We start from the raw sequence: 24,336 nt of genomic DNA, 5'->3' as shown, positions 1-24,336 counted from the left end.
GTCAGGCCTTGGTGGTGTCGCGACGGGAGGTACGGAAGATGAAGAGCGTGACCACGAGGCAGAGCATGGTCAGCAGCAGAGCGATGGTGCTGCCGTAGCCGTACTCGCCGTACGAGAACGACGTCTGGAACATGTAGACGGTCAGGGGTGTGGTCGAGCTGCCCGGGCCCCCGTTCGTCAGTGCGACCACGGAGTCGAAGATCTTCAGAGTCCCGTTGATCGAGAAGATGACGGACGACAGGAGCACCGGCAGCGACAACGGCACGACGACGTGCCGCACGAGCCGGACGCCCGACGCACCGTCGAGACGGGCGGACTCGAGGATCTCCTCGGGGATGTCCACGAGGCCGGCGTAGAGCAGGACGGCGTAGAAGCCCATCGAGCGCCAGGTCTCCATGATGATCAGGACCCAGAAGGCCGACCCGCTCGAACCGAACCAGTCCACCGAGTGGATCCCGAACACGTTGAGCAGCGAGTTCACCGGCCCGTTGCGCGGCGCGTACTCGAAGAGCTGCTGGAAGAGCAGCGAGACTGCGACGGTCGGCAGGATCACCGGGAAGAAGACGAGGGTACGCACGAGGCTCGAGGCGCGCCGCAGCACGAACACGTACAGCAGGGAGAGCAGGTAGCCCATAGCAACCTGCACCACGGTGAGCACCAGCGCGAAGCGGACCGTGAACCAGAGCGCTGCGTGCGCGTCGGGGTCCGAGAGGAGCTCACGGAAGTTGTCGAGGCCGGCGAACGAGAAGCCGTTGATCGCGTTGCCCTCGAAGAACGTGTATCCGAGCGACCAGACGACGGGGACGAGCATCACCAGCGAGTAGACGAGCAGGGCTGGTGTCAGGAGCAGGATGACGGCGCGACGGTCGCCGAAGACAGACTTCATGGGGATCACCTTGTGTGGGGGCGCCGTGCGCGCCGGGTTCGCGGGTGTCGCCGGGAGCCGGGCGGCTCCCGGCGACACTTCAGCGGGGAGCTGGTCAGCCGAGGTCGGCCTGGATCTTCGACATGAAGTCCGCGGCCGAGAGCTTGCCGTTCACGAGGAGTGCGGCGTTGGTCTGGGAGGTCGTCGTCGCCTTCGGGTCGAACAGCGCCTCGAACCAGAGGACGGTGTCCGTGCTCGAGTCGATCTGCTCCTGGACGGACTTGGTCAGCGCGGGCACCTTGCCCGCGTCACCGTTGACCTTGAAGCCCGTGATGGTGCCGCTGCCCTTGAGGGCCGCCGCGCCATAGTTCTTCGCGATGCAGTCGAGCCACGCCTTCGACCCGGAGTCGTAGCTCTTCTTGGAGAGCGCGAGCGGGACGCCGACGTTCGCCGCGAGCTCGGAGCCGCCCTTGCCACCGCTGACGGTCGGGAACGGCACGAACCCGATGTTGTCGGCACCGATCTGGTTCTGCTTCGGGTCGTTGAAGTTCGCGAGAGCCCACGAGCCCATGTAGTACATCCCGGCCTTGCCCGTGAGGAACTGGTTCATCGCGGTCGTGTAGTCGATCGAGCCGACCGACTTGCCGAAGTAGCCCTTGGCTCCGAGGTCGGCGACGGCCTGTGCGGCGTCGACGTAGGCCTGGTCCGTCAGCTTGGCCTTGCCGTCGGCCACGGCCTGGAGGGCGTCCGCGCCGACGGACCGGTAGATGTAGTTGCCGATGAGCCGGGTGAGTGGCCAGCCGTCCTTGCCGTCCGCGGCGAACGGCTGGACGCCTGCGGCCTCGAGCTTCGCCGCGTCGGCGGTCAGGTCGCCCCAGGTCGCCGGGGCCTCGATGCCGTTGTCGGCGAAGAGCTTCTTGTTGTACCAGATGCCCTCGACGTTGAGCTCGGTCGGGAGGACGTAGTCCTTCCCGTCGTAGAGCTTCTCGATCGTGGACTTGGCGGCGGGCAGGATGTCGTCGGAGTCGCCGAGAGCTTCGAGCTCGGCACCGGTGTCGACGAGGCTGCTGGAGCGGTCGAGCTCCTTCGCGACCGACGGCGAGTTTCCGGCGGGGAAGATCGACGGCAGCGCTCCCTGGCCGGCGAGCAGCTGGATCTGCTGATCGAAGCTCGCCTGGGGCTGCGTGGTGACCTGGAGCTCCGCCTTCGAGTTCGCATCCGCGCACTGGCCGGACGCGAGCGTCTTGAGCGTGTCCTGGATCGTCGTGTTCTCGGAGAACGAGAGGTACTTGAAGGGTCCGGACTTCGCGTCGCTGCCGGAGCTCGAGTCCGAGCCGGAGCAGGCCGACAGGGCCAGCGCGCCAGCCGCCACGATGCTCAGGCCGGCGGTGAGCCGTGCCGTCCTGCGTCCTCGCTGAAACATCACACTTCCTCCTTGAAGGGCGGGGTCGAACGCCTTAAAGCGTTTCAAGGATCGAAGGTAGGCGGCACGCTCGTGCGAGATCAAGCCGCACGGGATGGCTTCCGAACCGGCGATGCGGGACATCGACAGGACTGATGCCTGCGTGGTTGGAGCGCTTCATTCGACTGATATCGTTCCGTGACCTTGGACGCCGCACGAAGGAGCGCACGGTACCGATGAGCAGCAAGAGGCCCGGACCCTCCCGGACCGGCATCTCCGACGTCGCGCGGCTGGCCGGTGTCTCGATCGGGACCGTCTCCAACGTCCTCAACCACCCCGCCCGCGTCGCGCCCGCGACCACCGAGAAGGTCGTCCGCGCGATGACCCTGCTCGACTACGTGCCGGACGGCATCGCCCGGTCCCTGGCCGCCGGGTCCAGCCGGACCGTCGGGATCGTCCTGCCCGACCTGAGCAACTCCCTGTTCGTCGACGTGGCCCGAGGCGCCGAGACCGCGGCCGAGGCAGCCGATCACACCCTGATGATCGCCAACAGCGACACCCGGCTCGAGCGCGAGACACGTCACCTGCGGACGTTCGGGCAGGCGCGGGTCGCCGGGCTCCTGCTCACCCTCAACGACGAGCAGCACTTCGCCGCCATCGCCGACGAGGCGCCCCGCTCGGCGCCCACCGTGATGCTCAACCTCGCGGTCCCCACGACGCGCTTCTGCAGCGTCTCGGTGGACAACGAGCGGGGGGGCTGGCTCGCGACGAGCCACCTCGTCGACACCGGTCGCCGCCGGCTCGTGTTCGTCGGGGGCCCCGAGGCGCTCGAGCCCGTGCAGCACCGAGCGCGCGGCTTCGCTCGCGCGGTCCGCGAGCGCGGCGCCGAGCACGTCCGCACGGTCGTGCCCACCGGCGTCAACCGCGCCGACGGCTGGGAGGTGGGTGGCGCGCTCGTCGACGACGTGCGCGCGGGCCGCGTGGACGGCGTCGTGGCCGCGACCGACCTGCTGGCCGCCGGGATCCTGCAGGCGTTCGCCATGTCCGACGTCGACGTCCCCGGCGCCGTGGGGGTCGTCGGCTACGACAACAACCAAGCCGCCTGGGACAGCCCGACGCCGATCACGACGGTCGCGCAGCCCGGCGAGGAGATGGGGCGCGTCGGGACCGAGCTGGTCCTCGACGAAGCACGCGGTGGGCCCGAGCACCACCACCGTGCCGTGGTGCTCGAACCCTCCCTCGTGGTCCGTGCCAGCACGGTCAGCGTGCCGGCACGGGCTCACGCCGTGTGACTGCGTCCGGCACGTCCCGGACGGTCGCCCCCGCGGCCAGGTCCACCGCGCCGAGCCACACCTCCCGAGCGCGTCGCCAGGGGGTGTCGGCGACCCTCGTGTCGCGGCCGTCGAGGGAGCCGGTCGCCACCCAGCGCTCCGGCGGGAGGTCGCGCCACTCCACACTCAGGTGCACGGCGGCGTGCGCGTGGAGGTGCCGCAGCGCGGCCGGCGGGAGCGTCGCCCCGTAGGCGACGCGCTCCGCCGGTGCCGCCACGGCCTCCTCCTCGGCGACGGGCCGACCTGTCCTGACCTCCTCGAGGAGCTGCGCCAGCGCCCGCGCGTGGTACCCGACGTGCGCGACGACGTGCGCGCGGCTCCATCCCGGCACCGCCGAGGGTTCGAGCAGGTCGGCTGCCGAGAGCGCGCCGAGCTGTCGGGAGAAGAACGCCGTCCCCCGACGCGCCAGCAGCAGGTCCGCGCGGATCACAGGATCCGTCACGAGGTCGTGGCGGGCCGGCACGACTCAGCCCCGGCTTCCGGGGAACAGCCTGTCCGTGTCGGGCAGGTACGTCCGCTGGAACTGGAGACGCTCGACGATCGGTGCGTCCGAGAACCGGAAGAGGTCCAGCTCGTCCGAGGCCTCGAGCGACCACGCCGTCCAGGACGGCAGGACGAACAGGTCGCCCGTGACGACCTCGCGGCGCTCCCCGTCCATGACGACCGCGCCGCTTCCCGCGAACACCTGCCACACGGACGAACCGACCTCGCGTCGCGTCGCGGTCCGCGTCCCCGCGCGCAACCGGTGGAACTCGCACCGCATGGTCGGCAGCACGTCACCGCCGGTCGTGGGGTTCGTGTACTTGATGGCCGCATGGCCCTGCTCGACCGTGGCCGGGTGCCCTTCGTCCTCGAGCGCGAGCTGCTCCCGCAGCGCCGCGTCGGTGTGCTCCCAGCGGTAGGCGCCGAGGGGCGTCGCCACCTGAGCCTCCTGCGACGACAACGGGGTCAGGCCCGGGTGGGCCCAGAGGCGCTCGGACCGCGAGACGTGCGGCGACGCCTCGTCCGTCACACGCTCCGAGCCGAACTCGAAGAACCCGAGGTCCATGTCGTGGGCGAACGGCACGTCCAGTCCGTCGATCCACGCCATGGGCTGGTCCGTGTCGTTGTGGTGGCCGTGGAAGTTCCATCCGGGGGTCAGCAGCAGGTCCCCGCGGCTCATCCGGACCGGGTCGCCGTTCACGACCGTCCACACGCCCTCACCCTCGACGACGAACCGGAACGCGTTCTGCGCGTGCCGGTGCTCGGGTGCCGTCTCGAACGCCCCCAGCCACTGGATGGCGCACCAGAGGGTCGGGGTCGCATAGGCCGTGGGGGCGAGACCCGGGTTCGCGAGCCCGATCGCGCGTCGCTCGCCGCCCCGGCCGACCGGCACGAGGTCGCCGGCGCGGCGGGCGATGTCGAGGAGCTCGGACCACCGCCAGACGAAGGGGACGGCAGAAGGCCGCGGAGCGAGCGGCATGAGGTCGTTCGTCTGCGTCCACAGCGGTGCCATGCTGTTGCGCTCGAAGTCGGCGTACAGCCGGTCGAGCTCGGGGCTCGGGTCGGGCTGGCCGGGGTCGCCCGGCTGCGCGCTCAACGGGCACCGCCTGCCAGCGCGGCCCGGCCTCGGGGGCGCGAGGCGTACGGGACGGCAGGTGCCCCCGAGACGGTCACCTCGAGCGTCCCGACCGACCCGATCTCGAGGCGGACGACATCACGGTCGCGCAGCGGACCCACGCCTGCCGGCGTCCCGGTGAGGATGACGTCGCCCGGCTCGAGGGTCATCACCGACGACGCGTACGCTATCAGCTCACGCACCGAGAACAACAGCTCGGAGGTACTGGTCTCCTGCCGCAGCTCCCCCGCGACCCAGCACCTCAGGTCGAGCGCGTCGGGGTCCGGGACCTCGTCCGCCGTCACGATCCACGGCCCGAGCGGCGTGAAGGTGTCGAACGACTTGCGGGTCGAACGGTCCTCGGTGGACCGCAGGCTGATGTCGAGCCCGCAGGTGTACCCGAGCACGTGGTCGAGGGCGGCGTCCGCCGTCACATGGCGCGCGGTGCGCCCCACCACCACGGCGAGCTCGCCCTCCTGGTCGGTGCGCAGGTCCTCGTAGGGCAGCTCGACGACCTCGCGGGGACCGATGACCGACGTGCCGGCCTTGAGGAAGACGCCGTAGTCCGCGACGGACTTCTGCTCGGACATCTCGATCTTGTGGTCCAGGTAGTTGACCGGCGCGGCGACGATCTTCCGGGGCCGGGCCAGCGGCGCGGTGAGCCGCCCCTCGTCGAGCGAGACCGTCGGCAGCCCGGCGAGGTCGAGGTCGCGCAGCTCCCCCGGGTCGTGGCCTCGCTCGAGCCAGTCCCCCCAGGGCCCGGCGAACCCGGCGGTCACGCCGATCACGGCGCTCACGTCGACGGCCCGGTCCTCGGTCACGACGACCGGTGTGCGGCCGTCCAGCACTGCAAGCTTCATGGTGGTCTCCGTCGTTCAGGCGCTCAGGCGCGCGAGAGGGCAGGGGCGGGAGCGGGGGTGGCGAGGCGCTCGGCCACCGTCCCCGCGTAGAGCCAGTCGGTGTACTCGGTCAGGTCCTCGGCGTGCGCCAGGAGGGCGTTGCGCAGCAGGCGCGCGGCACCCCCGGCGTGGCACACGTCCCCGAACACGCGAGCGCGCTGCTGGACCTGGGCGGTCCGGTCCGCGCGCGCCGCGACGAGCTCCCGAACGACAGCCAACCAGTCGGTAGGCCCGTCCTGCTGCGCCACGAGCAGCTCGAGCGCCTGGGCGTCCTCGAGTGCCTGGCAGCAGCCCTGCGCGAGGTACTGCAGCATCGGGTGCGCGGCGTCGCCGACGAGCACGACCCGACCGTCGCTCCAGCGGGCCGCCGGCTCCCGGTCGAAAAGTGGCCAGCGCCGCTGCCGGCCGACGTGCGACACCGCCTCGCGGACCCGGGGGTGGCAGGCGGCGAACACCGCCTCCAGCTCGTCCGGCGTCCCGTAGTCGGCCTCGCCGCGGGCGAACCCCGGCGAGCGGAAGGTCGCCACCACGTTCAGGACGCTGCCGCCGCGCAGCCGGTACTGCACCACGTGGGCGTCAGGGGCGACCCAGCACACCACGTCGTCGAGCCCGCTCTCCTCCGGGACCTCGTGGGTCGGGACGGTCCCCCGGTACGCGACGAACCCGGACGGGACGACCTCGTCGCCCACGATCGTGTCCCGCAGGGCGGAACGTAGCCCGTCAGCACCGAGCGTCACCGCCGCCTCGAACACGCGGCCGTCGTCGGCACGGGCGACCGTCCCGGCGTCGTCCTGGGACACCTGGGCGATGCGCGTCGCCGTCGCCAGCTCGACGCCGGCGGCACGGCACGCCTCGAGCAGGATGCTGTGGAGGTCCGTGCGGTGGATGACCACGTACGGGGCGCCGTAGCGCTCGCGGAACGAGCCGCGCAGGTCGAGGGCCGCCAGCTCGTCGCCCGTGACCGCGTCCTTAAGGACCAGCCGGCCAGGCTCGACACCCACGTCTCGCACCTGGTCGAGGAGACCCCAGCCGTCGAGGATCCTGGTCGCGTTCGGGCCGAGCTGGAGGCCGGCACCGATCTCGCCGAACTCCGGTGCCTGCTCGACGACCGTCACGTCCTTGCCCTGGCGCCTCAGAGCGAGCGCTGCTGCGAGGCCGGAGATGCCGCCGCCGACGATCAAGGTCTTGTCTGCTGTCGTCCCTGTGGGGAACACCACGTCGTGATCCATGCCGGGACCCTAGGCAGCGTGCCGCGAAGCGCGCGAGGATGTCCCGCTATGAGGAACACGCGGCGCCACCCACCTCTGCCCGACCGTCCCCCGGCCGCGGTCGAGTCCCTCGACCGCGGGCTGCGCCTGGTCCAGATGCTCCGCGACTACGGGAGCGTCCGGGTGGCCGACGCGTCGGCGCACCTCGACATCTCACGGTCCAGCGCGCACCGCCTGTTGCAGACTCTCCTGTACCGCGGGTTCGCCGTGCAGGACGAGTCGCACGTCTACCTGCCCGGACCGTCGATGGACGCCGGACCCGCCCGTCTCGAGCGGAGCCGGGACTTCCGGCGGCTGAGCCTGCCTCACCTGGAAGTTCTCTCGCGCCGCAGCAAGGAGTCGGCGAACCTCATGATCCGCGTCGGCCAGAACGTCCGGTTCCTCGTGACGGTGCGCGCCCGGACCGTCGACGCGACCCACGACCGGGACGGCGTCGTCATGGCGGCGCACGAGGCCTCGGGGGGCAAGGCGCTGCTCGCCGAGCTCACCGACGACGAGGTCCGGGCCGTCTTCAGCGCCGGTGCTCCCGGCGACCTCACGGCCGACGAGCTCCACCGCCTCCTCACGGACGTCCACGGAGCGCGGGCGCACGGCTATGCCGTCAACATCGAGGAGACCGAGCGCGGCGTCGCGGCCGTCGGCGCGGTCGTCCACGACCGTTGGGGCACCGCGGTCGGTGCGGTGACGCTCTCGACCCGGTCGGACCGGTTCGCCGACCGCCTTCCCGGCACCTTGCTGCCCCTGCTCCTCGACGCGCGTCTCCAGATCGAGCGTGACCTCGCCGAGGCGGACCTCGGCTAGCCGGACGACTCCTGGGCAGCACGCCGGAAGACGTCCCGGACGTACTCGTGCTCGGGGTCCCGGTCGTTGGCCGGGTGCCACCACATGGCCTCGACCAGCGTGCCGAGGTCCACGGGGGCGCGCACCGCGCGCACCCCGGCGGCCGCCGGGAGCGCCCGCGCCAGCCGCTCCTGGAACAGCCCGACGCGGCTGCTCCCCGCGACGAGGGCCGGGATCGTCAGGAAGTGCTCGGTGACGACCTCGATGCGTGGCTCGAACCCCGCCATGCGGAGGCGGCGAGCCGCCGGCGTCGAGGCGGTCGGGCTGTGGAAGGTCATGACCCAGGGCATCGTCCGCAGCTGCTCGTGCGTGAGCTCGTCGCCGACCTCGGTGCTCGTCTCGGCGACGAGGCACGTCCACCGGTCCTCGTGCAGGTCGGCGTGCGGCATGTCGGTGATGAAGCCGTGCGGCAGCAGGATCAGGTCGGTGCCGAGGAGGGCGTGCGCCGCGTCGTCGACGATGCTCGGCGTGTTGGCGGCGAAGCGCAGCCGCATGCCGGGCGCCTCCCGGTGCAGGATCTCGGCCACGCGGGCGCCCAGCATCGCCACGCTGTAGTCGCTGGCGACCACCGAGACCTCTCGGCTGGACGTCGCCGGGTCGAAGACGGGCTCTGCGGCGAACACCCGCTCGACCCCGGCCAGGACCGTCCGGGTGCGCTCCCGGAGCTGCAGCGCCAACGGCGTCAGGAAGTACTCGTTGCCCCGGCGGCTGAGCAGCGGGTCGTCGAAGTGACGTCGGAGGCGCGCGAGCGACGCCGACAGGGCCGGCTGGCTCAACCCCATCTGGACCGCGGCCTTCGTCACGCCCTGGTTCTGCAGCAGCGCGTCGAGGGCGACGAGCAGGTTGAGGTCGAGGTTCGCGAGCTGGGTGACGCGGCGCACGCGCTGTGCACGGTCCGGCAGGTCCGCATCGGCGCGGCTGATGGGCGGCATCCACACATCATGCCTTGCCAGGGGCGCGCACCCCCTCGAAGGTCGACGGATGACCCTGCGCAACGAGGCGCCAGGCCCGCCGACCGGCCTGCCCCGCAAGATCGTCGTCGTCACCGGGGCCGCTCGCGGCCAGGGCGCGGCCGAGGCCCGCTCCCTGGCCGCCGCGGGAGCGCACGTGGTGGCGCTCGACGTCGCCGACACGCCAGCCGAGGCCCTCGGCGACACGACCGAGTACCGGCGGCACGACGTGACGGACCGCGCCGCCTGGGCGAGCCTGGCAACCGACATGAGGAACCGGTTCGGCCGCATCGACGGCCTCGTCAACAACGCCGGGATCACGTGGCGCGCACGCCTCCTCGACGTCGACGTCGCGGACCTCGAGCGGGTCCACGCTGTGAACCTCGTGGGCCCGGTGCTCGCCATCCAGGCTTGTGCTCCGCTGATGCCGCGCGGGTCGTCGATCGTCAACGTCGGCTCCGTCGCCGCCCTCACCGGGCACGTGCCGGTCGCCTACACGACCAGCAAGTGGGCGCTCCGGGGGCTCACCAGGGTCGCGTGCCTCGAGCTCGGTCCCCGCGGGATCCGGGTCAACGCCGTCCACCCCGGGTACATCGAGACCCCGATGACCGCGTCGGCGTCCCCGGCGTTCCGCGACGGGAACGTCACCGAGACGCCCCTCGGGCGCACGGGCACGGTCGACGAGGTCGCGGCGCTCGTCACGTTCCTGATCGGCGACGGCTCGTCGTACGTGAGCGGAGCGGAGATCCCCGTGGACGGCGGCATGACCGCGCACGGCGGGGTCAAGTCGATCGCGGACGGGCTGGCAGCCGCGTCCGACGACCCGTCCCCGATCCCCTCGGCTGTCATCGATGAAACGGATGTGCCGCATCAGCGACACTGCCTTCCCTGATGCGCCGACTGACGCGCAAGGTGGTCGCAGGCCGCGCGGCGCAGCGCACTCCACTCCGGCGTACCAGCGCCCGCGGACCGGTGAAGACCGACCCGAGAGGATGTTCGATGACGAACACGCTGGCCCACCTGGCCCACCTGGAGATCGCCTCCCCCGACGTGGAGGGCTCCGTCGCCTTCTTCGAGAAGAACTTCGGCCTGCGTGCCGTGAGCCGCGACGACGACGGCACCACCTACCTGCGCTGCTGGGGCGACTACTACCCGTACAGCCTGATCGTGACGCCCGGCGACGAGCCCGCCCTGGTCAACATGGCATGGCGCACGGGCAGCGCGGACGCCCTCGAGGAGGCCGCCGCCCGCGTGCAGGCCAAGGGGATCGAGGGCACCTGGTACGACAAGCGCCAGGGCCACGGACGCTCGTTCCAGTTCACCGGTCCCTACGGCCACACCATGGAGCTCTACTGGGACGTCCCGAAGCACTCCGCGCCGGCCGAGCTCGCCTCGATCTTCCCGGACCGCCCCGAGAAGCGGAGCTCGCACTCCGCCGCTCCCCGCTTCCTGGACCACGTCACCATCGCCTCGCCCGACGTCAAGGGCTTCGCCGCGTGGTACAGCGAGGTCCTCGGGTTCCGGATCATGGCGTACACGGACATCGAGCACGCCGACATCACGGTGTTCTCCGTCCTGACCACGAACGAGAAGTCCCACGACCTCGGGGTGGTGCTCGACTCCTCGACGCGCGGTGGCCGCGTCAACCACATCGCGTTCTGGACCGACTCGATCCAGGAGCTGCTCGTCGCCGCCGACGTCCTCATGGAGAACGGCACGCACATCGAGTACGGCCCGAGCATCCACGGCATCGGCGAGCAGTCGTTCCTCTACTTCCGTGAGCCCGGGGGCATGCGGATCGAGCTCAACACCCACGGCTACCGCAACTACGTGCCGGACTGGCAGGCGAACACCTGGACGCCCGCCCTCGGCTCCAACAGCATCTACCGCAACTCGGCCATGCCGATGTCGATGACCGAGTGCTTCCCCCCGGACGCCGGCAAGCCGTCCGCCACCGAGGAGGGGGTCGTCCCGGGCACCGAGGACGAGCTGGTCAACCCGTACGCGCGCGAGGGCCGGGGCTGACATGTTCGCGTACTTTCCCGGGAACTATGTCTGGAACCTCTCGGTGAACCTCGCCCTGGAGATGGGCGGGCGGATCGGCGAGGTCGACGCGGTCTGCCGACCCCTCCTCGACGCCGCCACGCGCGGTGAGGACGCCGGCACCGTCGACCTCATGGCCGGCTGGGAGCGCCAGGGCGACACCCTCGTCGAGCTCGCGCACGAGGACCAGGCCGCCGGTCACGACCTGTCGGCCCGGGGAGAAGCTCGGTCGCGCGGCGACCTACTTCCTCACCGGAGAGCGCATGCAGGCAGCGGGCCACGCCCCGCGGGCTGCGCTCTACCAGAAGTTCCTCGCGACCTTCCAGCAGGGCGTGACCCTCGCCCAGGAGAACGTCGAGCGTGTCGAGATCCCCTACGAGGGCACCGTCCTGTCCGGCCTGCTCACGCGCGCGCTCGACCCCGACGGGACCGTGCACGAGGGGCCGTCGCCGGTCCTCGTACAGGTCAACGGCCTCGACAGCACCAAGGAGATGCTCTACCGCACCGGGCCGGGCGCGAAGCTCGCCGCGCGCGGTGTCTCCAGCCTGTGCATCGACCAGCCGGGCACCGGCGAGGCGCTGCGCCTCCACGGCCTGCCCGCCGTCCCCGAGGCGGAGAAGTGGGCCTCGGTCGTCTACGAGTTCCTCGCGGCGAGAGACGACGTCGACGCCGACCGGGTCGGTCTGCTCGGCGTCTCCCTCGGCGGGTACTACGCCCCCCGGGCCGTCGCGTTCGAGCCGCGGTTCGCCCTCGGCGTCGCGTGGGGCGCGAACCACGACTGGCGCGCCGTGCAGAAGGCTCGCCGCGACCGGGAGGGCGAACGTCCCGTCCCCCACTACTGGGAGCACGTCCAGTGGGTGTGGGGCGCCAAGGACCTCGACGACTTCTTCGAGATCGCGGAGCACGTCCACCTCGACGGGATCCTCGACCGCATCAGGGTGCCGTTCCTCGTCACCCACGGTGAGCACGACAAGCAGATCCCGCTCGAGTACGCGCACCGCACGTACGACCAGCTCACGTCGTCGCCCGACCCGGCGCTCGTCGTGTTCACGGACCGCACCGGCGGCACGGCGCACTCGAGCGTGGACAACGGCTCCGTCGCGACCGACGTGATCTCCGACTGGGTCGCCGAACGGCTCGGAGGGCGGACCGCATGAGCACCCCCACGACGACCCGGACCTCGCTCGACCGCACCGACCCCGCGGGAGCCGTGGCCGCAGCGGCCGCCCGCTGCTCCAACTGGGGACGGTGGGGCGACGACGACGTCAAGGGCACGCTCAACCTCGTGACGGACGAGCACCGGCGCCACGCCGCGACGCTCGTCCGCCGCGGGCAGCCCTTCTCGCTCGCGCAACCGTTCGACATGGACGGCCCCCAGAAGGGCTGGCGGCGCAGGACCAACCCGGTGCACACCATGCTGGACACCGGGGTCGAGGCCGAGCTCGGCGACCAGGGCCTCCCCCACGGCATCGGCGGCGCGGACGACGTCGTCTCCATGCCGCTGCAGTGCTCGACCCAGTGGGACGGCCTCGGCCACATCTTCGACCACGGGCGGGCGTGGAACGGTCGTCGTGCCGCCGAGGTCGTCACCTCGGCCGGCGACCTCGTCACGGGCATGGAGACCGTCGCCTCCGACTTCACGGGCCGCGGCGTGCTCCTCGACGTCGGGCGCCACCTCGGTGACACCGCCCACGGGGAGCTGCCGGACGGGTTCGCGATCCTGCCCGAGCACCTCGACGCCACGATCGCCGCCCAGGGCCCGACGTCCCACGTCGGCCCCGGGGACTTCCTCGTCGTGCGGACCGGCCAGTACGGACGCACCCGGCGCGAGGGCTGGGGCGAGTACGCCGGCGGCCCCGCACCGGGCCTGTCGTTCACGACGGTCGACTGGATCCACGAGCACGACGTCGCCGCCGTCGCGACCGACACCTGGGGCTTCGAGGTGCGGCCGAACGAGTTCGACGCCGCGTTCCAGCCGCTCCACCAGGTCGTCATCCCGCACCTCGGCCTGTTCCTCGGGGAGATGTGGGCGCTCGAGGAGCTCGGCGCCGACTGCGCGCGCGACGGCGTCTACGAGTTCCTCCTCACGGCGCCGCCGCTGCCGATCACGGGAGCCGTCGGGTCGCCGATCAACCCCGTCGCCCTCAAGTAGTCGCACGCCAGGAGTCACCCTCCCCGTCCGGCACGGTCGCCGGACGGGGAGACCCCCGCTCGTCACATCCGGAAGTGAGGCAACGATGCCCGCAGTTCGTTCCGTCCTGATCGTCGGCGGCGGCGCCGCCGGTACCGCCGCAGCCATCCTGCTCGCCCCCCAGGGCGTCGCCGTCGACCTCGTCGAGGAGCGCCCCGAGGTGCCATCCGTGGGGTCCGGCATCACGCTGCAGGGCAATGCCCTGAGGATCCTGCGCGAGCTCGGCGTCTGGGAGGACGTCCTCGCTGCGGGCTACCCCTTCGACTCCGTCGGCATCCGGCTGCCCGACCCGTCCGGGACGCTCGTCGCCGAGATCCCCGACGTGCGCACGGGTGGGCCCGACCTGCCCGCGACGCTCGGGATGCCACGCCCGGACCTGGCACGGCTGCTCCTGGAGCGCTCGGCCGAGGTCGGGGTCAAGGTGCGCTACGGCACCGTCCCGACACGCCTCGACCAGGACGCCGACGGCGTCGACGTGGCCTTCGGCGACGGCTCGAGCGGTCGCTACGACCTGGTCGTCGGCGCCGACGGCATCCACTCGTGGACCCGCCACGCGCTGGGCATCGACGCGGAGCCGGTCAGCGCCGGCATGGGCATCTGGCGCGTCCACGTGCCGCGGCCTGCACAGGTCGAGCGCACCGACCTCACCTACGGCGGGCGGTGCTACATCGCGGGCTACTGCCCCACCGGCACCGACAGCATGTACGCGTACCTCGTCGAGGACGTGCAGGACCGCTCGGGGCTGACAGCGGCCGAGCAGGTCGAGGTGTTCCGCGACCTGGCCGCGTCGTACCACGGCCCGTGGGACGACGTGCGCGCGAGCCTGCACCCCGACACGTACGTCAACTACGCCCGGTTCGAGTCGCACGTCGTCCCGGGTGACTGGCACCGGGGCAGGGTGGTCCTCGTCGGTGACGCCGCGCACTCGTGCCCGCCCACGATCGCCCAGGGCGCGGCTCAGGGATTCGAGGACGCCGCCGTGCTCGCCGAGCTCCTGATCGGTGCGGACTCGTTCGACGAGGCGCTCCTGACCGCGTACGCGGCGCGACGCCGCCCGCGCGCCGGCGCGGTCGTCGAGGCGTCGGTCCAGGTCGCGCGGTGGATGCTCGAGCGCACGCCGCCCTCCGAGGCGGACGTGCCCGGGCTCATGCGCCGCATCTCCGTGCTCGTGACGGACCCGGCATGAGGCTCGCGCGCTACGAGCTGCACGGCGTCGCCCAGGACGCCGCCGTCGTGGGCCTGCCCGGCGAGGAACGGCTCCACGCCCTGCGTGCCGGCACCACCGTGCTCGACCTCGCCACGGCAGGGCTCGCCGCCGCGGCCGAGGCCGCGGCCTGGGCGACGCGCACCTCGCCGGCGGTACCGCTCGACGCGGTGCGTCTCCTGCCTCCCCTGGAACCGCCGTCGGTCCGTGACTTCGTCACCTTCGAGGAGCACGTCGAGGGCGTCGTCCGCAGCGTCTCGGGCGGAGGCGGCGTCCCGGACGCCTGGTACGACGCCCCGACGTTCTACTTCACCAACCCCCACTCGATGATCGGCGCGCACGACGACGTCCCCGTGCCGCCCGGCTGCCGGGTGCTCGACTTCGAGCTCGAGGTCGCGGTCGTCGTGGCGGGCTCCGGGAGCAACCTCTCGGCCGCCTCGGCGCGCGACCACGTGTTCGGGTACACGATCTTCAACGACTGGTCCGCCCGTGACCTCCAGGGCCGCGAGATGCAGGTCAACCTCGGACCGGCCAAGGGCAAGGACTCGGCGTCGACCCTCGGCCCGTGGATCGTCACCGCCGACGAGCTCGAGCAGCACCGCGACGACGAGGGCTACCTCGCGCTCGGGCTCGACGCGTCGATCGACGGACGCCCCGTCGGGCGCGACCTGCTGTCCAACGCCGGGTGGACGTTCGAGGAGATGATCGCGTACGCCTCGCGCGGGACCTGGGTCCGCCCGGGTGACGTCCTCGCGTCCGGGACGTGCGGCAACGGCGGCTGCCTGGGCGAGCTCTGGGGGCGGTCCGGAGCGCAGGTGCCGCCGCCCCTGGCACCCGGCGACGTCGTCCGGCTGGACGTCGAGGGCATCGGCACGGTCGAGAACCGGGTGGTTCCGGGGCCCGACCTGGCCGACCTGCCCGTCGTCCCCCGGGCGCGGTCCCGCGAACGGCGCCGACACCGCCTGGTCGGCACGTCCGTCGCAACCCCGGTGGAGGGCCGATGACCGCCGTGAACCACGACGCGCACGACGCGCTCGCCGGCAGGCTGCACGACGGGATGACGCTCGCGGTGGGCGGCTTCGGCCTGTGCGGCGTGCCGTACGACCTCATCGACGCCGTCCGCGACTCCGGTGTCCGCGACCTCACCGTCGTCTCGAACAACATGGGCGTCGACGGCCTCGGCCTCGGTGTGCTGCTCGAGAACGACCAGGTCTCGCGGGTCCTCGCGTCCTACGTGGGCGAGAACAAGCTCTTCGCCCAGCGCTACCTCGACGGCGAGCTGGACGTCGAGCTCGTCCCCCAGGGCACGCTCGCCGAACGGCTCCGGGCCGGTGGCGCAGGGATCCCTGCCTTCTACACGGCGACCGGCGTCGGGACGACAGTCGCCGAGGGCAAGCCCACCACCGAGATCGACGGCCGCACCTATGTGCTCGAGCGTGCGATCCGCGCCGACCTCGCGCTGGTCCACGCCCACGTCGGGGACGCCGCGGGCAACCTCCGCTACCGGCGCACGGCACGCAACTTCAACCCGGTCGTCGCGATGGCGGCACCGGTCACCGTGGCCTCCGTCGCGACCTACCTTGACCCGGCGGTGGACGGCTACCTCGACCCGGACGACGTGATGACGCCCGGTGTGTTCGTGTCGGCGCTCGTCCCCACCACGCACGACCGTCCGATCGAGAAGCGCACCGTGCGCGAGCGCCCCCCGGTGCGCTCGGCCCTGCCGGTGCTCCACGGAGGTGCCTGATGCCCTGGACCCGAGACGAGATGGCTGCTCGTGCCGCGAGCGAGCTGCGCGACGGCGACTACGTGAACCTCGGGATCGGCATCCCGACTCTGGTCGCCGAGCACGTCCCCCCGGACGTGCACGTCACCCTGCAGAGCGAGAACGGGCTGCTCGGCATCGGGCCGTTCCCCGTGGACGGCGACGAGGACCCCGACCTCATCAACGCCGGCAAGCAGACGATCACCGCCAACCTGGGTGCCAGCTGCTTCGATGCCGCGACGTCGTTCGCGATGATCCGCGGTGGACACATCGCCGTCGCGATCCTCGGGGCCCTCCAGGTGTCGGCACACGGGGACCTCGCCAACTGGCAGGTCCCCGGCTCGATGGTCAAGGGCATGGGCGGCGCGATGGACCTCGTGGCCGGGGCCCGCCGGGTCGTGGTCCTGATGGACCACGTGGCCCGCGACGGCTCGCCCAAGCTCGTGGACCGCTGCACCCTCCCGCTGACGGGGCAGAGGGTCGTCGACCGTGTCATCACCGACCTCGGTGTGCTCGACGTCACCGGGACCGGCCTGGTCCTGCGCCAGCTCGCCCCGGCGGTCACGGTGGCCGACGTCGTCGCCGCGACGGGAGCCCACGTCGTCCTGGACCCCGCGGTGACCGCCGCATGACCCGCCGCGACCCGGTCGACGTCGTGGTCGTCGGAGCAGCACGCACCCCTCAGGGGCGTCTGCGCGGGCAGCTCGGCGCGGTCCCCGCGACCCAGCTCGGCGGGATCGCCGTCGAGGGTGCGCTCGGACGCTCCGGGATCGACCCGGCGTCGGTCGACGCGGTGGTGATGGGGCACGTCCTGCAAGCGGGGGCCGGCCAGAACCCTGCACGACAGGCGGCACGGCGCGCCGGGATCGGCTGGCGTGCGCACGCGGTCACCGTGAACACGGTGTGCCTGTCCGGCCTGAGCGCCGTGATCGAGGCGACACGGCGCCTGCGGCTCGGTGAGGCGTCCGTCGTCGTCGCCGGGGGGATGGAGTCGATGACCCTCGCCCCGCACCTGCTCGCCGGATCGCGCTCCGGGTTCGCGTACGGCGACGCGGTGCTGCTCGACCACGCGGGACGTGACGGCCTGACCGACGCCTTCGACGCCGTCGCGATGGGTGAGCTCACTGACCGCAGCACATCGCGCGGCACGTTCCCCCGGGCGCTGCAGGACGCCGTGGCCGCGCGCTCGCACCAGCGAGCAGCTCGGGCCCAGCACGACGGCGTGCTCGCCCGCGAGATCGTCCCGGTCCCGGTGCCGCGACGCGGCGGTCCGCTCGAGGTGGCGCAGGACGAGGGCGTCCGGCCGGACGCGACGGTCGAGACCCTCGCCGCGCTCCGGCCGGCGTTCGACCCCGACGGGGCCATCACCGCCGGCAACGCCTCGCCGCTGTCCGACGGCGCCGCCGCGACGGTGCTGACGACACGCGAGCGTGCCGAGCACGAGGGTTGGTCGGTGCTCGCGACCGTGAAGGCGCACGCGGAGGTCGCCGGGCCGGACAACACCCTCCTGCTCCAGCCTGCGCGGGCCGCGCAGGCCGCGCTCGCCGCCGAGGGCTGGCACGTCGACGACCTCTCGACGATCGAGCTGAACGAGGCGTTCGCCGTGGTGGTCGCCGCGTCCGCCGACGCGCTCGGGCTCGACCCGCTCGACCCGCGGCTCAACGCCGACGGCGGCGGGATCGCGCTCGGCCACCCGCTCGCGGCGTCCGGAGCACGCCTTGTGGTCCACGCGGCGCACACCCTCGCGCGCTCCGGAGGGCGCGCGGTAGTCGCCCTCTGCGGCGGCGGGGGTCAGGGGAGCGCCCTCCTCCTCGAGGCCTGAGCCGTCCCACGCAGCACCTGACAGAGCCCGCCTCACCGGTCGAGGTCCTACCCATCACCAGCTCGACCTGTCACCGATCAAAGGAGATCACATGACGAACGTTGCCCTGCGCAGAGCCTCGACCGAACGCCAGGCAGGAGTGTGGCAGGCCGTGCCCCTGCTCGCCGCCAGCACCATGCCGGTCCTCGGCTCGGTGCTCATCACCCCCGTCCTTCCACAGATCAGCGACCACTTCGAGCACACCGCCGGGTCGGCGGTGCTCGTCCCGCTGATCGTCGCGCTGCCAGCGCTGATGATCGCGCTCTTCGCGCCCTTCGCGGGCCAGGTGGCCGATCGGTTCGCCCGCAAGAGCCTCCTGCTGGTCGCCCTCGTGGTCTACGCGGTCGTCGGCATCGCACCAGCGCTGATGGACGACCTCCGCCTCATCCTGGTCAGCCGTGCGCTGGTCGGCCTGTGCGAGGCGGCGATCATGACGGTCGCGACGGCGCTCATCGTCGACTACTTCCCCGACGAGCGCCGCCGCAACGAGTATCTGGGCCTGCAGGCAGTCACGACGACGCTGGCCGCGACGGTGTTCGTCGCGGTGGGCGGCGCCCTCGGCGCCAACAGCTGGCACACCCCGTTCTGGGTCTACGCCGCCGGCCTCGTGATCGCGCTCCCGGTCGCTGTCTCGCTGTGGGAGCCCGAGCCCGACGAGGTCCTCAGGTCCGAGCAGACCCGCGTGCCCGCCGTGCCCTGGTCGGCACTCCGCCTCCCGTTGCTCGTCACGCTGTTCGGCGGGACGACGTTCTCGGTGCTCGTCGTCGAGCTGAGCTACGTGGTCGTGGACACCGGGATCGACGAGAAGAACACCGCCGTGATCGGTGCTGTCGCCGCAGCGGCCTCTCTGGCGACTGCCGCGGGCGGGCTCGCGTTCCGGCGTGTCGCCCGATTCACTCCGACGCGGCTGCTGCCTGCGGCGTTCGCCCTCCAGGCCGTGGGCATGGTGGTCGTGTGGCTCGCCCCCGGCCTCCCCGTGGTCGTCGCAGGGGCGATCGTCGCCTCGGTGGGCTCGGGTCTCCTGCTCCCGACCATGGTGGTCTGGGTGGTGGCGAGCCAACCGTTCGAGCAGCGCGGTCGGGTCTCCGGCCTATGGAACTCTGCGTTCTTCGGCGGGCAGTTCCTCGCACCGCTCGTCGCGACCGGCGTCGCAGCGGCTGTCGGCGGGCTGGCCGGGGCAGTCGGCGTGATCGGGGCGCTCGCCCTCGCCGTCGCCCTGCTGCTCCGGTGGCAGGGGACTCCCTCCTCGACGCAGGTGCCCACGGCCGACGCGTGACGGCAGGCCCGCAGGACGACGGACGCGGCCCGCGGTTTCCCCGAGGAACCTGTGGGCCGCGTCCTCTTGTCCGCGAAGACGATGTCAGGGCTGGGACGGTGCCGGACGTCGTGCCGGGGCAGCCAACGGGACGAGCCGGCGGAGCTGCGTGACGTGGCCGGGCTCGAGCTCCGCGATCGTGGACACCCCGAGGAGCTTCATGGTGCGCTCGATCTCGTCGCGCAGGATCGCGATGGTGCGGTCGACCCCCTGCCGTCCACCAGCCATGAGCCCGTACAGGTACGCGCGCCCGATCAGCGTGAACTTCGCGCCGAGGGCCATGGCGGCGACGATGTCGGCGCCGTTCATGATGCCCGTGTCGACCATGACGGTGGCGTCGGCCCCGACCTCGCGGACCACCTGGGGCAGCAGGTGGAACGGGACGGGCGCGCGGTCGAGCTGCCGGCCGCCGTGGTTGGACAGGATGATCCCGTCGACGCCGTGGTCGACGAGCCGCACCGAGTCGGCGACGTTCTGGACGCCCTTGACGACGATCTTGCCGGGCCACAGGTCGCGGATCACCGCGAGGTCGTCGTAGCTGATCGTCGGGTCCATGGCCGCGTCGAGCAGCTCGCCGACCGTGCCTCCCGTGCTCGACAGCGAGGCGAACTCGAGCGTCGGCGTCGTGAGAAAGTCCCACCACCACCACGGTCGCGGGATCGCGTTCGCGACCGTCTTGAGCGAGAGCTGCGGCGGGATCGAGAACCCGTTGCGCTTGTCGCGCAGGCGGGCGCCCGCCACCGGGGTGTCGACGGTGAACATCAGCGTGTCGAACCCCGCCGCGGCGGCGCGGCGCGCGAGCGCGTAGGAGATCTCGCGGTCGCGCATCACGTAGAGCTGGAACCAGTTGCGCCCGTGCGGGTTCGCCGCGCGGACGTCCTCGATGGACGTGGTGCCCAGCGTCGAGAGGGTGAACGGGATGCCGGCGGCGCCCGCCGCCGACGCGCCCGCGATCTCGCCCTCGGTCTGCATCAGGCGCGTGAACCCGGTCGGCGCGATGCCGAACGGCAGCGCGGACGACCCGCCGAGGATCTCGACGGACGTGTCGACGTCCGGCGCGGGCCGCAGGATCCCGGGGTGGAACTCGATGTCCCGGAAGGCCTGCCGGGCGCGCGCGAGGGAGATCTCGCCCTCGGCCGCCCCGTCCGTGTAGTCGAAGGCCGCGGCCGGGGTGCGACGCTTCGCAACCGTGCGCAGGTCGTCGATCGTCAGGGCCGCGTCGAGCCGACGACGCCGCCCGTCGAGCTGCGGCTTCTTGAACTTCATGAGCTCGAACAGCTCGGCCGGCTTCGGCAGCTGACGCTGGACCATCGGGGTCACGCATCCTCTCGGGGGCTGGGCGTGTAGGTACGCGGTGTGGTGCTCGCGGCGACGAGGGCGCGCAGGTCCTCGAGCCTCCCGTCGACGAGACCCGCCGCGCGGGCCTGGACGAGGACGTTCCCGGTGGCGGTCGCCTCGACGGGCCCGGCGACCACGGTGCTTCCGGAGACGGCGGCGAGCCGCCGGCACAGGAGCTCGTTGAGGCTTGCCCCGCCGACGACGTGGACGGTCGCGACCCTCGTGCCGGTCAGGCGTTCGAGGTCGTCGAGGGTGCGTGCGTACTGGACGGCGAGGCTCTCGACGATCGAGCGCAGCACGGTGGCGTCCGACGCACCGGCCAGGCCGGGCGCGAGGGCCACGATGCGGGACGGCATGTCACCGGCCGGGACGAGCGAGGGGTCCTCGACGTCGAACAGCACGGCGTCGTGCACGGTCGCGGCGTCGCCGAGCAGGGTCGGGAGGTTCGCGGCACGGCCGGCGGCCCGCCACGCGGCGACGCACTCGTTGACGAGCCACATCCCCATCGTGTTGCGCAGGAACCGGGTGCGCCCGTCGACGCCGCCCTCGTTGGTGAAGTTCGCGGCCCGCGCCTCGGGCGTCAGGACGGGCTCGTCGGTCTCGACCCCGATCAGCGACCACGTGCCCGAGCAGATGTACGCGGTGTCGCGCGTCGTCATCGGCACGGCGACCACCGCGGACGCGGTGTCGTGCGAGCCCACGGCGACGACGGGGACGGGCCTGCAACCGATCCGCGCGGCCACGTCGGGCGTGAGCACACCGATCCGCTCCCCCGGCTCGACGAGGGGCGCGAACAGCGCGCGCGGGTAGCCGAGCGCACCGATCAGCGCGTCGTGCCAGGTGCCCGTCGTCACGTCGAGGAGCCCTGTCGTCGACGCGTTGGTCCGCTCGGCCCGCCGCTCGCCCGTGAGCCAGAACGCGATCAGGTCCGGGATCAGCAGCATGCCCGTCGCGACGTCGAGAACTCCGTCGTCCCGGTCGGCTGCGAGCTGGTAGAGCGTGTTGAACGGCAGGAACTGCAGTCCGCTCGCCGCGTGGAGGGTCTCGGCGTCCACCGCGCCGTCCACCGCGGCGACTCCTCGGGCGGTGCGCTCGTCGCGGTAGTGGAACGGCACCCCGAGCATCCGGTCGCCCCGGAGCAGGGCGTAGTCCACGGCCCAGGAGTCGATCCCGATGCTGACGATGCCCGGCTCGGCGGCGAACGCCGTGCGCAGCCCTTCGATCACGTTGCGGTAGAGGTCGAGGACGTCCCAGTGGAGACCGTCGCGGGTCCGCACCGGCCGGTTCGGGAACCGGTGGACGTCCTCGATCTCGACGCCGTCCGGGCTGACGCGGCCGACGACGACGCGTCCGCTGGTCGCGCCGAGGTCGACGGCGGCCACGGCGCCGGCGGCCGCCGCAGGGCGGCCGGTCGCGCGAACGCTCACCGCAGGAACGCCGCGGCGACGCCCGAGTCGACGGGGACGTGCAGACCGGTCGTGCGGGACAGCTCGGGGCCCGTGAGCACGTACACGGCGTCGGCGACGTTCTCGGGGACGACCTCGCGCTTGAGGATGGTGCGGTTCGCGTAGAACTGCCCGAGGTCCTGCTCGTCGACGCCGTACGTCGCGGCGCGGTTGGCGCCCCAGCCCGACGCGAAGATGCCGGAGCCGCGCACGACGCCGTCCGGGTTGATGCCGTTGACGCGCACGCCGTGCTCGCCGAGCTCGACCGCAAGGAGCCGGACCTGGTGGGCCTGGTCCGCCTTGGTCGCGGAGTACGCGATGTTGTTCGGCCCTGCGAACACGCTGTTCTTCGACGAGATGTAGACGACGTCGCCCCCCATCCCCTGGGCGATCAGCGCGGACGCCGCGGCCCTCGAGACGAGGAACGACCCCTTCGCCATGACGTCGTGCTGGAGGTCCCAGTCAGCCTCGGTCGTCTCGAGCAGCGGCTTGGACAGCGACAGCCCTGCGTTGTTCACGACGAGGTCGATGCCGCCGAACGCGAGCACGGTCGCGTCGATCGCGGCCTGGACGCCCGCGGCGTCGGCGACGTTCGCGGCCACACCGATCGCGACGTCCGTGGACCCGAGCTCGGCCGCGACGGCCTGCGCCTTCGCGAGGTCGAGGTCGGCGACCACGACGCACGCGCCCTCGGCCGCGAGCCGCGTCGCGATCGCCTTGCCGATGCCGGAGGCCGCGCCCGTCACGAAGGCGATCCGGCCCTGGTGCGTGCGGGGCTTCGGCATCCGCTGGAGCTTGGCCTCCTCCAGGGACCAGTACTCGATGCGGAACTTCTCCGCGTCCGAGACGGGGCTGTACGTCGAGACGGACTCCGCTCCCCGCATCACGTTGATCGCGTTGACGTAGAACTCGCCGGCGACGCGGGCGGTCTGCTTGTTCGCGCCGAAGCTGAACATGCCGACTCCCGGCACCAGCACGATCAGCGGGTCGGCCCCGCGGATGGCCGGGCTGTCCGCGGTCGCGTGGGCGTCGTAGTACGCCTGGTAGTCCGACCGGTACTCGGCGTGCAGCTCGCGCAGGCGCACGAGCTGCTCCTCCGCGGTCGCCGTGGCCGGCAGGTCGAGCAGCATCGGCTTGACCTTGGTGCGCAGGAAGTGGTCCGGGCAGCTCGTGCCGAGCGCGGCGAGCGCGGGCGCCTTCTCGGACGCGAGGAAGTCGAGCACGACGTCCGTGTCGGTGAAGTGCCCGACCATCGGCTTGTCGTGCGACGCGAGACCGCGGATCGTCGGGGCGAGCGCGGCCGCGCGGGCACGCCGCTCGCTCTCCTCGAGCGCCCCGAACCCGGCCCGGACGCCTCCGAACGGGTCGGGTGCTCCGTGCTCGGCGAGGTACGCCTCCGCGGTGCGGATGATCCACCGCGACGCACGCTCGGCCTCCTCGGACGTGTCGCCCCAGGCCGTGATGCCGTGGCCGCCGAGGATCGTGCCGATCGCCCGCGGGTTCTTCGCCTTGATCTCGGCGATGTCGAGGCCGAGCTGGAAGCCCGGGCGGCGCCACGGCACCCACACGACCTTGTCGCCGAAGATCGTCGCGGTGAGCTGCTCGCCGTCGGCGGCCGTCGCGATCGCGATACCCGAGTCCGGGTGGAGGTGGTCGACGTGCGCGGCGTCCACGAGGCCGTGCATGGCCGTGTCGATGCTCGGTGCCGCGCCACCCTTGCCGTGCAGGCAGTAGTCGAACGCGGCGACCATCTCGTCCTCGCGCTCGACGCCCGGGTAGGCGTCCACCAGCGCGCGCACACGGTCCACGCGCAGGACGGCGAGGCCCTCGGGCTGCAGGGTGCCGAGGTCGCCACCCGAGCCCTTGACCCAGAGCAGCTCGACCGGCTCGCCGGTGACGGGGTCGGTGTCGAAGCCCTTCGCGGACGTGTTGCCGCCGGCGTAGTTGGTGTTCTTCGGGTCGGCGCCCAGGCGGTTGCTGCGTGCGACGAGCTCGGTGACGGTGGGGTGGGTCATCTCAAGG

The 24,336-nt window shown here is 72.2% G+C and carries 22 protein-coding genes; 12 read left to right on the top strand and 10 right to left on the bottom strand.

Features of this window, described 5'->3' with window-relative positions; translation table 11 throughout:
- Position 1: 1 nt before the first annotated feature.
- Positions 2–886 carry a carbohydrate ABC transporter permease gene (locus CLV34_RS12000; RefSeq protein ID WP_100350533.1) on the bottom strand — a complete coding sequence of 295 codons (885 nt, stop codon included), beginning with the start codon at positions 884–886 and terminating at the stop codon, positions 2–4.
- A 94-nt stretch (positions 887–980) separates the two neighbouring features.
- Positions 981–2,288, bottom strand: coding sequence for an ABC transporter substrate-binding protein (locus CLV34_RS11995; protein WP_100350532.1), 1,308 nt, complete (start codon positions 2,286–2,288; stop codon positions 981–983).
- A 215-nt stretch (positions 2,289–2,503) separates the two neighbouring features.
- Here CLV34_RS11995 and CLV34_RS11990 point away from each other — a divergent pair, with 215 nt between their 5' ends.
- Positions 2,504–3,559, top strand: a complete 1,056-nt coding sequence (locus CLV34_RS11990; protein WP_100350531.1) for a LacI family DNA-binding transcriptional regulator — start codon at positions 2,504–2,506, stop codon at positions 3,557–3,559.
- On the opposite strand, the gene CLV34_RS11985 is transcribed toward CLV34_RS11990, so the two are convergent.
- Genes CLV34_RS11985 through CLV34_RS11970 form a run of 4 tightly spaced genes read right to left on the bottom strand, consistent with a single transcriptional unit; the run spans position 3,528 to position 7,323 of the window.
- The gene (locus tag CLV34_RS11985; RefSeq protein WP_100350530.1) at positions 3,528–4,061 is read right to left on the bottom strand and encodes a maleylpyruvate isomerase N-terminal domain-containing protein; all 534 of its coding nucleotides are present in this window, start codon (positions 4,059–4,061) and stop codon (positions 3,528–3,530) included. The genes CLV34_RS11990 and CLV34_RS11985 overlap by 32 nt on opposite strands.
- Positions 4,062–4,064: 3 nt before the next feature.
- Positions 4,065–5,177 carry a cupin domain-containing protein gene (locus tag CLV34_RS11980; RefSeq protein ID WP_245859198.1) on the bottom strand — a complete coding sequence of 371 codons (1,113 nt, stop codon included), beginning with the start codon at positions 5,175–5,177 and terminating at the stop codon, positions 4,065–4,067.
- Positions 5,174–6,055: a fumarylacetoacetate hydrolase family protein gene (locus tag CLV34_RS11975; RefSeq protein ID WP_100350529.1), complete on the bottom strand. Its 882-nt coding sequence runs from the start codon at positions 6,053–6,055 to the stop codon at positions 5,174–5,176. The genes CLV34_RS11980 and CLV34_RS11975 overlap by 4 nt, the downstream gene beginning before the upstream one ends.
- 23 nt (positions 6,056–6,078) lie before the next feature.
- Positions 6,079–7,323: an FAD-dependent oxidoreductase gene (locus tag CLV34_RS11970; protein ID WP_100350528.1), complete on the bottom strand. Its 1,245-nt coding sequence runs from the start codon at positions 7,321–7,323 to the stop codon at positions 6,079–6,081.
- Positions 7,324–7,371: 48 nt separating this feature from the next.
- Here CLV34_RS11970 and CLV34_RS11965 point away from each other — a divergent pair, with 48 nt between their 5' ends.
- Positions 7,372–8,163, top strand: coding sequence for an IclR family transcriptional regulator (locus CLV34_RS11965; RefSeq protein ID WP_100350527.1), 792 nt, complete (start codon positions 7,372–7,374; stop codon positions 8,161–8,163).
- Here the strand turns inward: CLV34_RS11965 and CLV34_RS11960 are convergent.
- Positions 8,160–9,134: a LysR family transcriptional regulator gene (locus tag CLV34_RS11960; RefSeq protein WP_100350577.1), complete on the bottom strand. Its 975-nt coding sequence runs from the start codon at positions 9,132–9,134 to the stop codon at positions 8,160–8,162. The two genes, CLV34_RS11965 and CLV34_RS11960, sit on opposite strands and share 4 nt — an antisense overlap.
- Positions 9,135–9,183: 49 nt before the next feature.
- Here CLV34_RS11960 and CLV34_RS11955 point away from each other — a divergent pair, with 49 nt between their 5' ends.
- The 10 genes from CLV34_RS11955 to CLV34_RS11910 all read left to right on the top strand — a co-directional run bounded on the left by CLV34_RS11955 (position 9,184) and on the right by CLV34_RS11910 (position 19,492).
- Complete coding sequence (locus tag CLV34_RS11955) at positions 9,184–10,044, top strand: SDR family NAD(P)-dependent oxidoreductase (RefSeq protein ID WP_100350526.1); 861 nt, start codon at positions 9,184–9,186, stop codon at positions 10,042–10,044.
- 107 nt (positions 10,045–10,151) lie between these two features.
- On the top strand, positions 10,152–11,177 hold the full coding sequence (locus CLV34_RS11950) for a VOC family protein (protein WP_100350525.1): 1,026 nt from the start codon (positions 10,152–10,154) through the stop codon (positions 11,175–11,177).
- Positions 11,178–11,458: 281 nt separating this feature from the next.
- A complete protein-coding gene (locus CLV34_RS11945) occupies positions 11,459–12,352 on the top strand; it encodes an alpha/beta hydrolase family protein (RefSeq protein ID WP_211289433.1) in 894 nt (297 codons plus the stop codon).
- Positions 12,349–13,347: a cyclase family protein gene (locus CLV34_RS11940; RefSeq protein WP_100350524.1), complete on the top strand. Its 999-nt coding sequence runs from the start codon at positions 12,349–12,351 to the stop codon at positions 13,345–13,347. The genes CLV34_RS11945 and CLV34_RS11940 overlap by 4 nt, the downstream gene beginning before the upstream one ends.
- Before the next feature lie 85 nt (positions 13,348–13,432).
- Positions 13,433–14,572 carry an FAD-dependent monooxygenase gene (locus CLV34_RS11935; RefSeq protein ID WP_100350523.1) on the top strand — a complete coding sequence of 380 codons (1,140 nt, stop codon included), beginning with the start codon at positions 13,433–13,435 and terminating at the stop codon, positions 14,570–14,572.
- Positions 14,569–15,594, top strand: a complete 1,026-nt coding sequence (locus tag CLV34_RS11930; protein WP_100350522.1) for a fumarylacetoacetate hydrolase family protein — start codon at positions 14,569–14,571, stop codon at positions 15,592–15,594. Before CLV34_RS11935 ends, CLV34_RS11930 begins: the two co-directional genes overlap by 4 nt.
- Positions 15,591–16,337 (top strand): CoA transferase subunit A, encoded by a 747-nt coding sequence (locus CLV34_RS11925; protein ID WP_100350521.1) that lies wholly within the window; start codon positions 15,591–15,593, stop codon positions 16,335–16,337. The genes CLV34_RS11930 and CLV34_RS11925 overlap by 4 nt, the downstream gene beginning before the upstream one ends.
- A complete protein-coding gene (locus CLV34_RS11920; RefSeq protein ID WP_100350520.1) occupies positions 16,337–16,987 on the top strand; it encodes a 3-oxoacid CoA-transferase subunit B in 651 nt (216 codons plus the stop codon). Before CLV34_RS11925 ends, CLV34_RS11920 begins: the two co-directional genes overlap by 1 nt.
- A complete protein-coding gene (locus CLV34_RS11915; RefSeq protein ID WP_100350519.1) occupies positions 16,984–18,177 on the top strand; it encodes an acetyl-CoA C-acyltransferase in 1,194 nt (397 codons plus the stop codon). The genes CLV34_RS11920 and CLV34_RS11915 overlap by 4 nt, the downstream gene beginning before the upstream one ends.
- A 91-nt stretch (positions 18,178–18,268) precedes the next feature.
- Entirely contained in the window at positions 18,269–19,492 is a 1,224-nt protein-coding gene (locus CLV34_RS11910) for an MFS transporter (RefSeq protein WP_100350518.1), read from the top strand.
- Positions 19,493–19,576: 84 nt separating this feature from the next.
- Here CLV34_RS11910 and CLV34_RS11905 read toward each other — a convergent pair whose 3' ends face one another.
- The 3 genes from CLV34_RS11905 to CLV34_RS11895 are packed head-to-tail and all read right to left on the bottom strand — an operon-like array spanning position 19,577 to position 24,329.
- Positions 19,577–20,842 (bottom strand): alpha-hydroxy acid oxidase, encoded by a 1,266-nt coding sequence (locus CLV34_RS11905; RefSeq protein ID WP_100350517.1) that lies wholly within the window; start codon positions 20,840–20,842, stop codon positions 19,577–19,579.
- Between the two features lie 5 nt (positions 20,843–20,847).
- A complete protein-coding gene (locus tag CLV34_RS11900; RefSeq protein WP_100350516.1) occupies positions 20,848–22,296 on the bottom strand; it encodes a rhamnulokinase in 1,449 nt (482 codons plus the stop codon).
- Positions 22,293–24,329 (bottom strand): bifunctional aldolase/short-chain dehydrogenase, encoded by a 2,037-nt coding sequence (locus CLV34_RS11895; RefSeq protein ID WP_100350515.1) that lies wholly within the window; start codon positions 24,327–24,329, stop codon positions 22,293–22,295. Before CLV34_RS11895 ends, CLV34_RS11900 begins: the two co-directional genes overlap by 4 nt.
- Positions 24,330–24,336 lie beyond the last annotated feature (7 nt).

This window comes from Luteimicrobium subarcticum (genome assembly GCF_002798015.1).
GTDB classification, from domain to species: domain Bacteria; phylum Actinomycetota; class Actinomycetes; order Actinomycetales; family Cellulomonadaceae; genus Luteimicrobium; species Luteimicrobium subarcticum.
This window is presented reverse-complemented; position numbering and strand designations above follow the sequence as displayed.

Coding starts and splice junctions, on each gene's coding strand:
- CLV34_RS11915 (WP_100350519.1), top strand. CDS start 16,984: ATGACCCGCCGCGACCCGGTCGACGTCGTGGTCGTCGGAGCAGCACGC.
- CLV34_RS11990 (WP_100350531.1), top strand. CDS start 2,504: ATGAGCAGCAAGAGGCCCGGACCCTCCCGGACCGGCATCTCCGACGTC.
- CLV34_RS11995 (WP_100350532.1), bottom strand. CDS start 2,288: ATGTTTCAGCGAGGACGCAGGACGGCACGGCTCACCGCCGGCCTGAGC.
- CLV34_RS11940 (WP_100350524.1), top strand. CDS start 12,349: ATGAGCACCCCCACGACGACCCGGACCTCGCTCGACCGCACCGACCCC.
- CLV34_RS11905 (WP_100350517.1), bottom strand. CDS start 20,842: ATGGTCCAGCGTCAGCTGCCGAAGCCGGCCGAGCTGTTCGAGCTCATG.
- CLV34_RS11970 (WP_100350528.1), bottom strand. CDS start 7,323: ATGGATCACGACGTGGTGTTCCCCACAGGGACGACAGCAGACAAGACC.
- CLV34_RS11930 (WP_100350522.1), top strand. CDS start 14,569: ATGAGGCTCGCGCGCTACGAGCTGCACGGCGTCGCCCAGGACGCCGCC.
- CLV34_RS11965 (WP_100350527.1), top strand. CDS start 7,372: ATGAGGAACACGCGGCGCCACCCACCTCTGCCCGACCGTCCCCCGGCC.
- CLV34_RS11920 (WP_100350520.1), top strand. CDS start 16,337: ATGCCCTGGACCCGAGACGAGATGGCTGCTCGTGCCGCGAGCGAGCTG.
- CLV34_RS11935 (WP_100350523.1), top strand. CDS start 13,433: ATGCCCGCAGTTCGTTCCGTCCTGATCGTCGGCGGCGGCGCCGCCGGT.
- CLV34_RS11925 (WP_100350521.1), top strand. CDS start 15,591: ATGACCGCCGTGAACCACGACGCGCACGACGCGCTCGCCGGCAGGCTG.
- CLV34_RS11910 (WP_100350518.1), top strand. CDS start 18,269: ATGACGAACGTTGCCCTGCGCAGAGCCTCGACCGAACGCCAGGCAGGA.
- CLV34_RS11950 (WP_100350525.1), top strand. CDS start 10,152: ATGACGAACACGCTGGCCCACCTGGCCCACCTGGAGATCGCCTCCCCC.
- CLV34_RS11895 (WP_100350515.1), bottom strand. CDS start 24,329: ATGACCCACCCCACCGTCACCGAGCTCGTCGCACGCAGCAACCGCCTG.
- CLV34_RS12000 (WP_100350533.1), bottom strand. CDS start 886: ATGAAGTCTGTCTTCGGCGACCGTCGCGCCGTCATCCTGCTCCTGACA.
- CLV34_RS11945 (WP_211289433.1), top strand. CDS start 11,459: ATGCAGGCAGCGGGCCACGCCCCGCGGGCTGCGCTCTACCAGAAGTTC.
- CLV34_RS11975 (WP_100350529.1), bottom strand. CDS start 6,055: ATGAAGCTTGCAGTGCTGGACGGCCGCACACCGGTCGTCGTGACCGAG.
- CLV34_RS11960 (WP_100350577.1), bottom strand. CDS start 9,134: ATGCCGCCCATCAGCCGCGCCGATGCGGACCTGCCGGACCGTGCACAG.
- CLV34_RS11955 (WP_100350526.1), top strand. CDS start 9,184: ATGACCCTGCGCAACGAGGCGCCAGGCCCGCCGACCGGCCTGCCCCGC.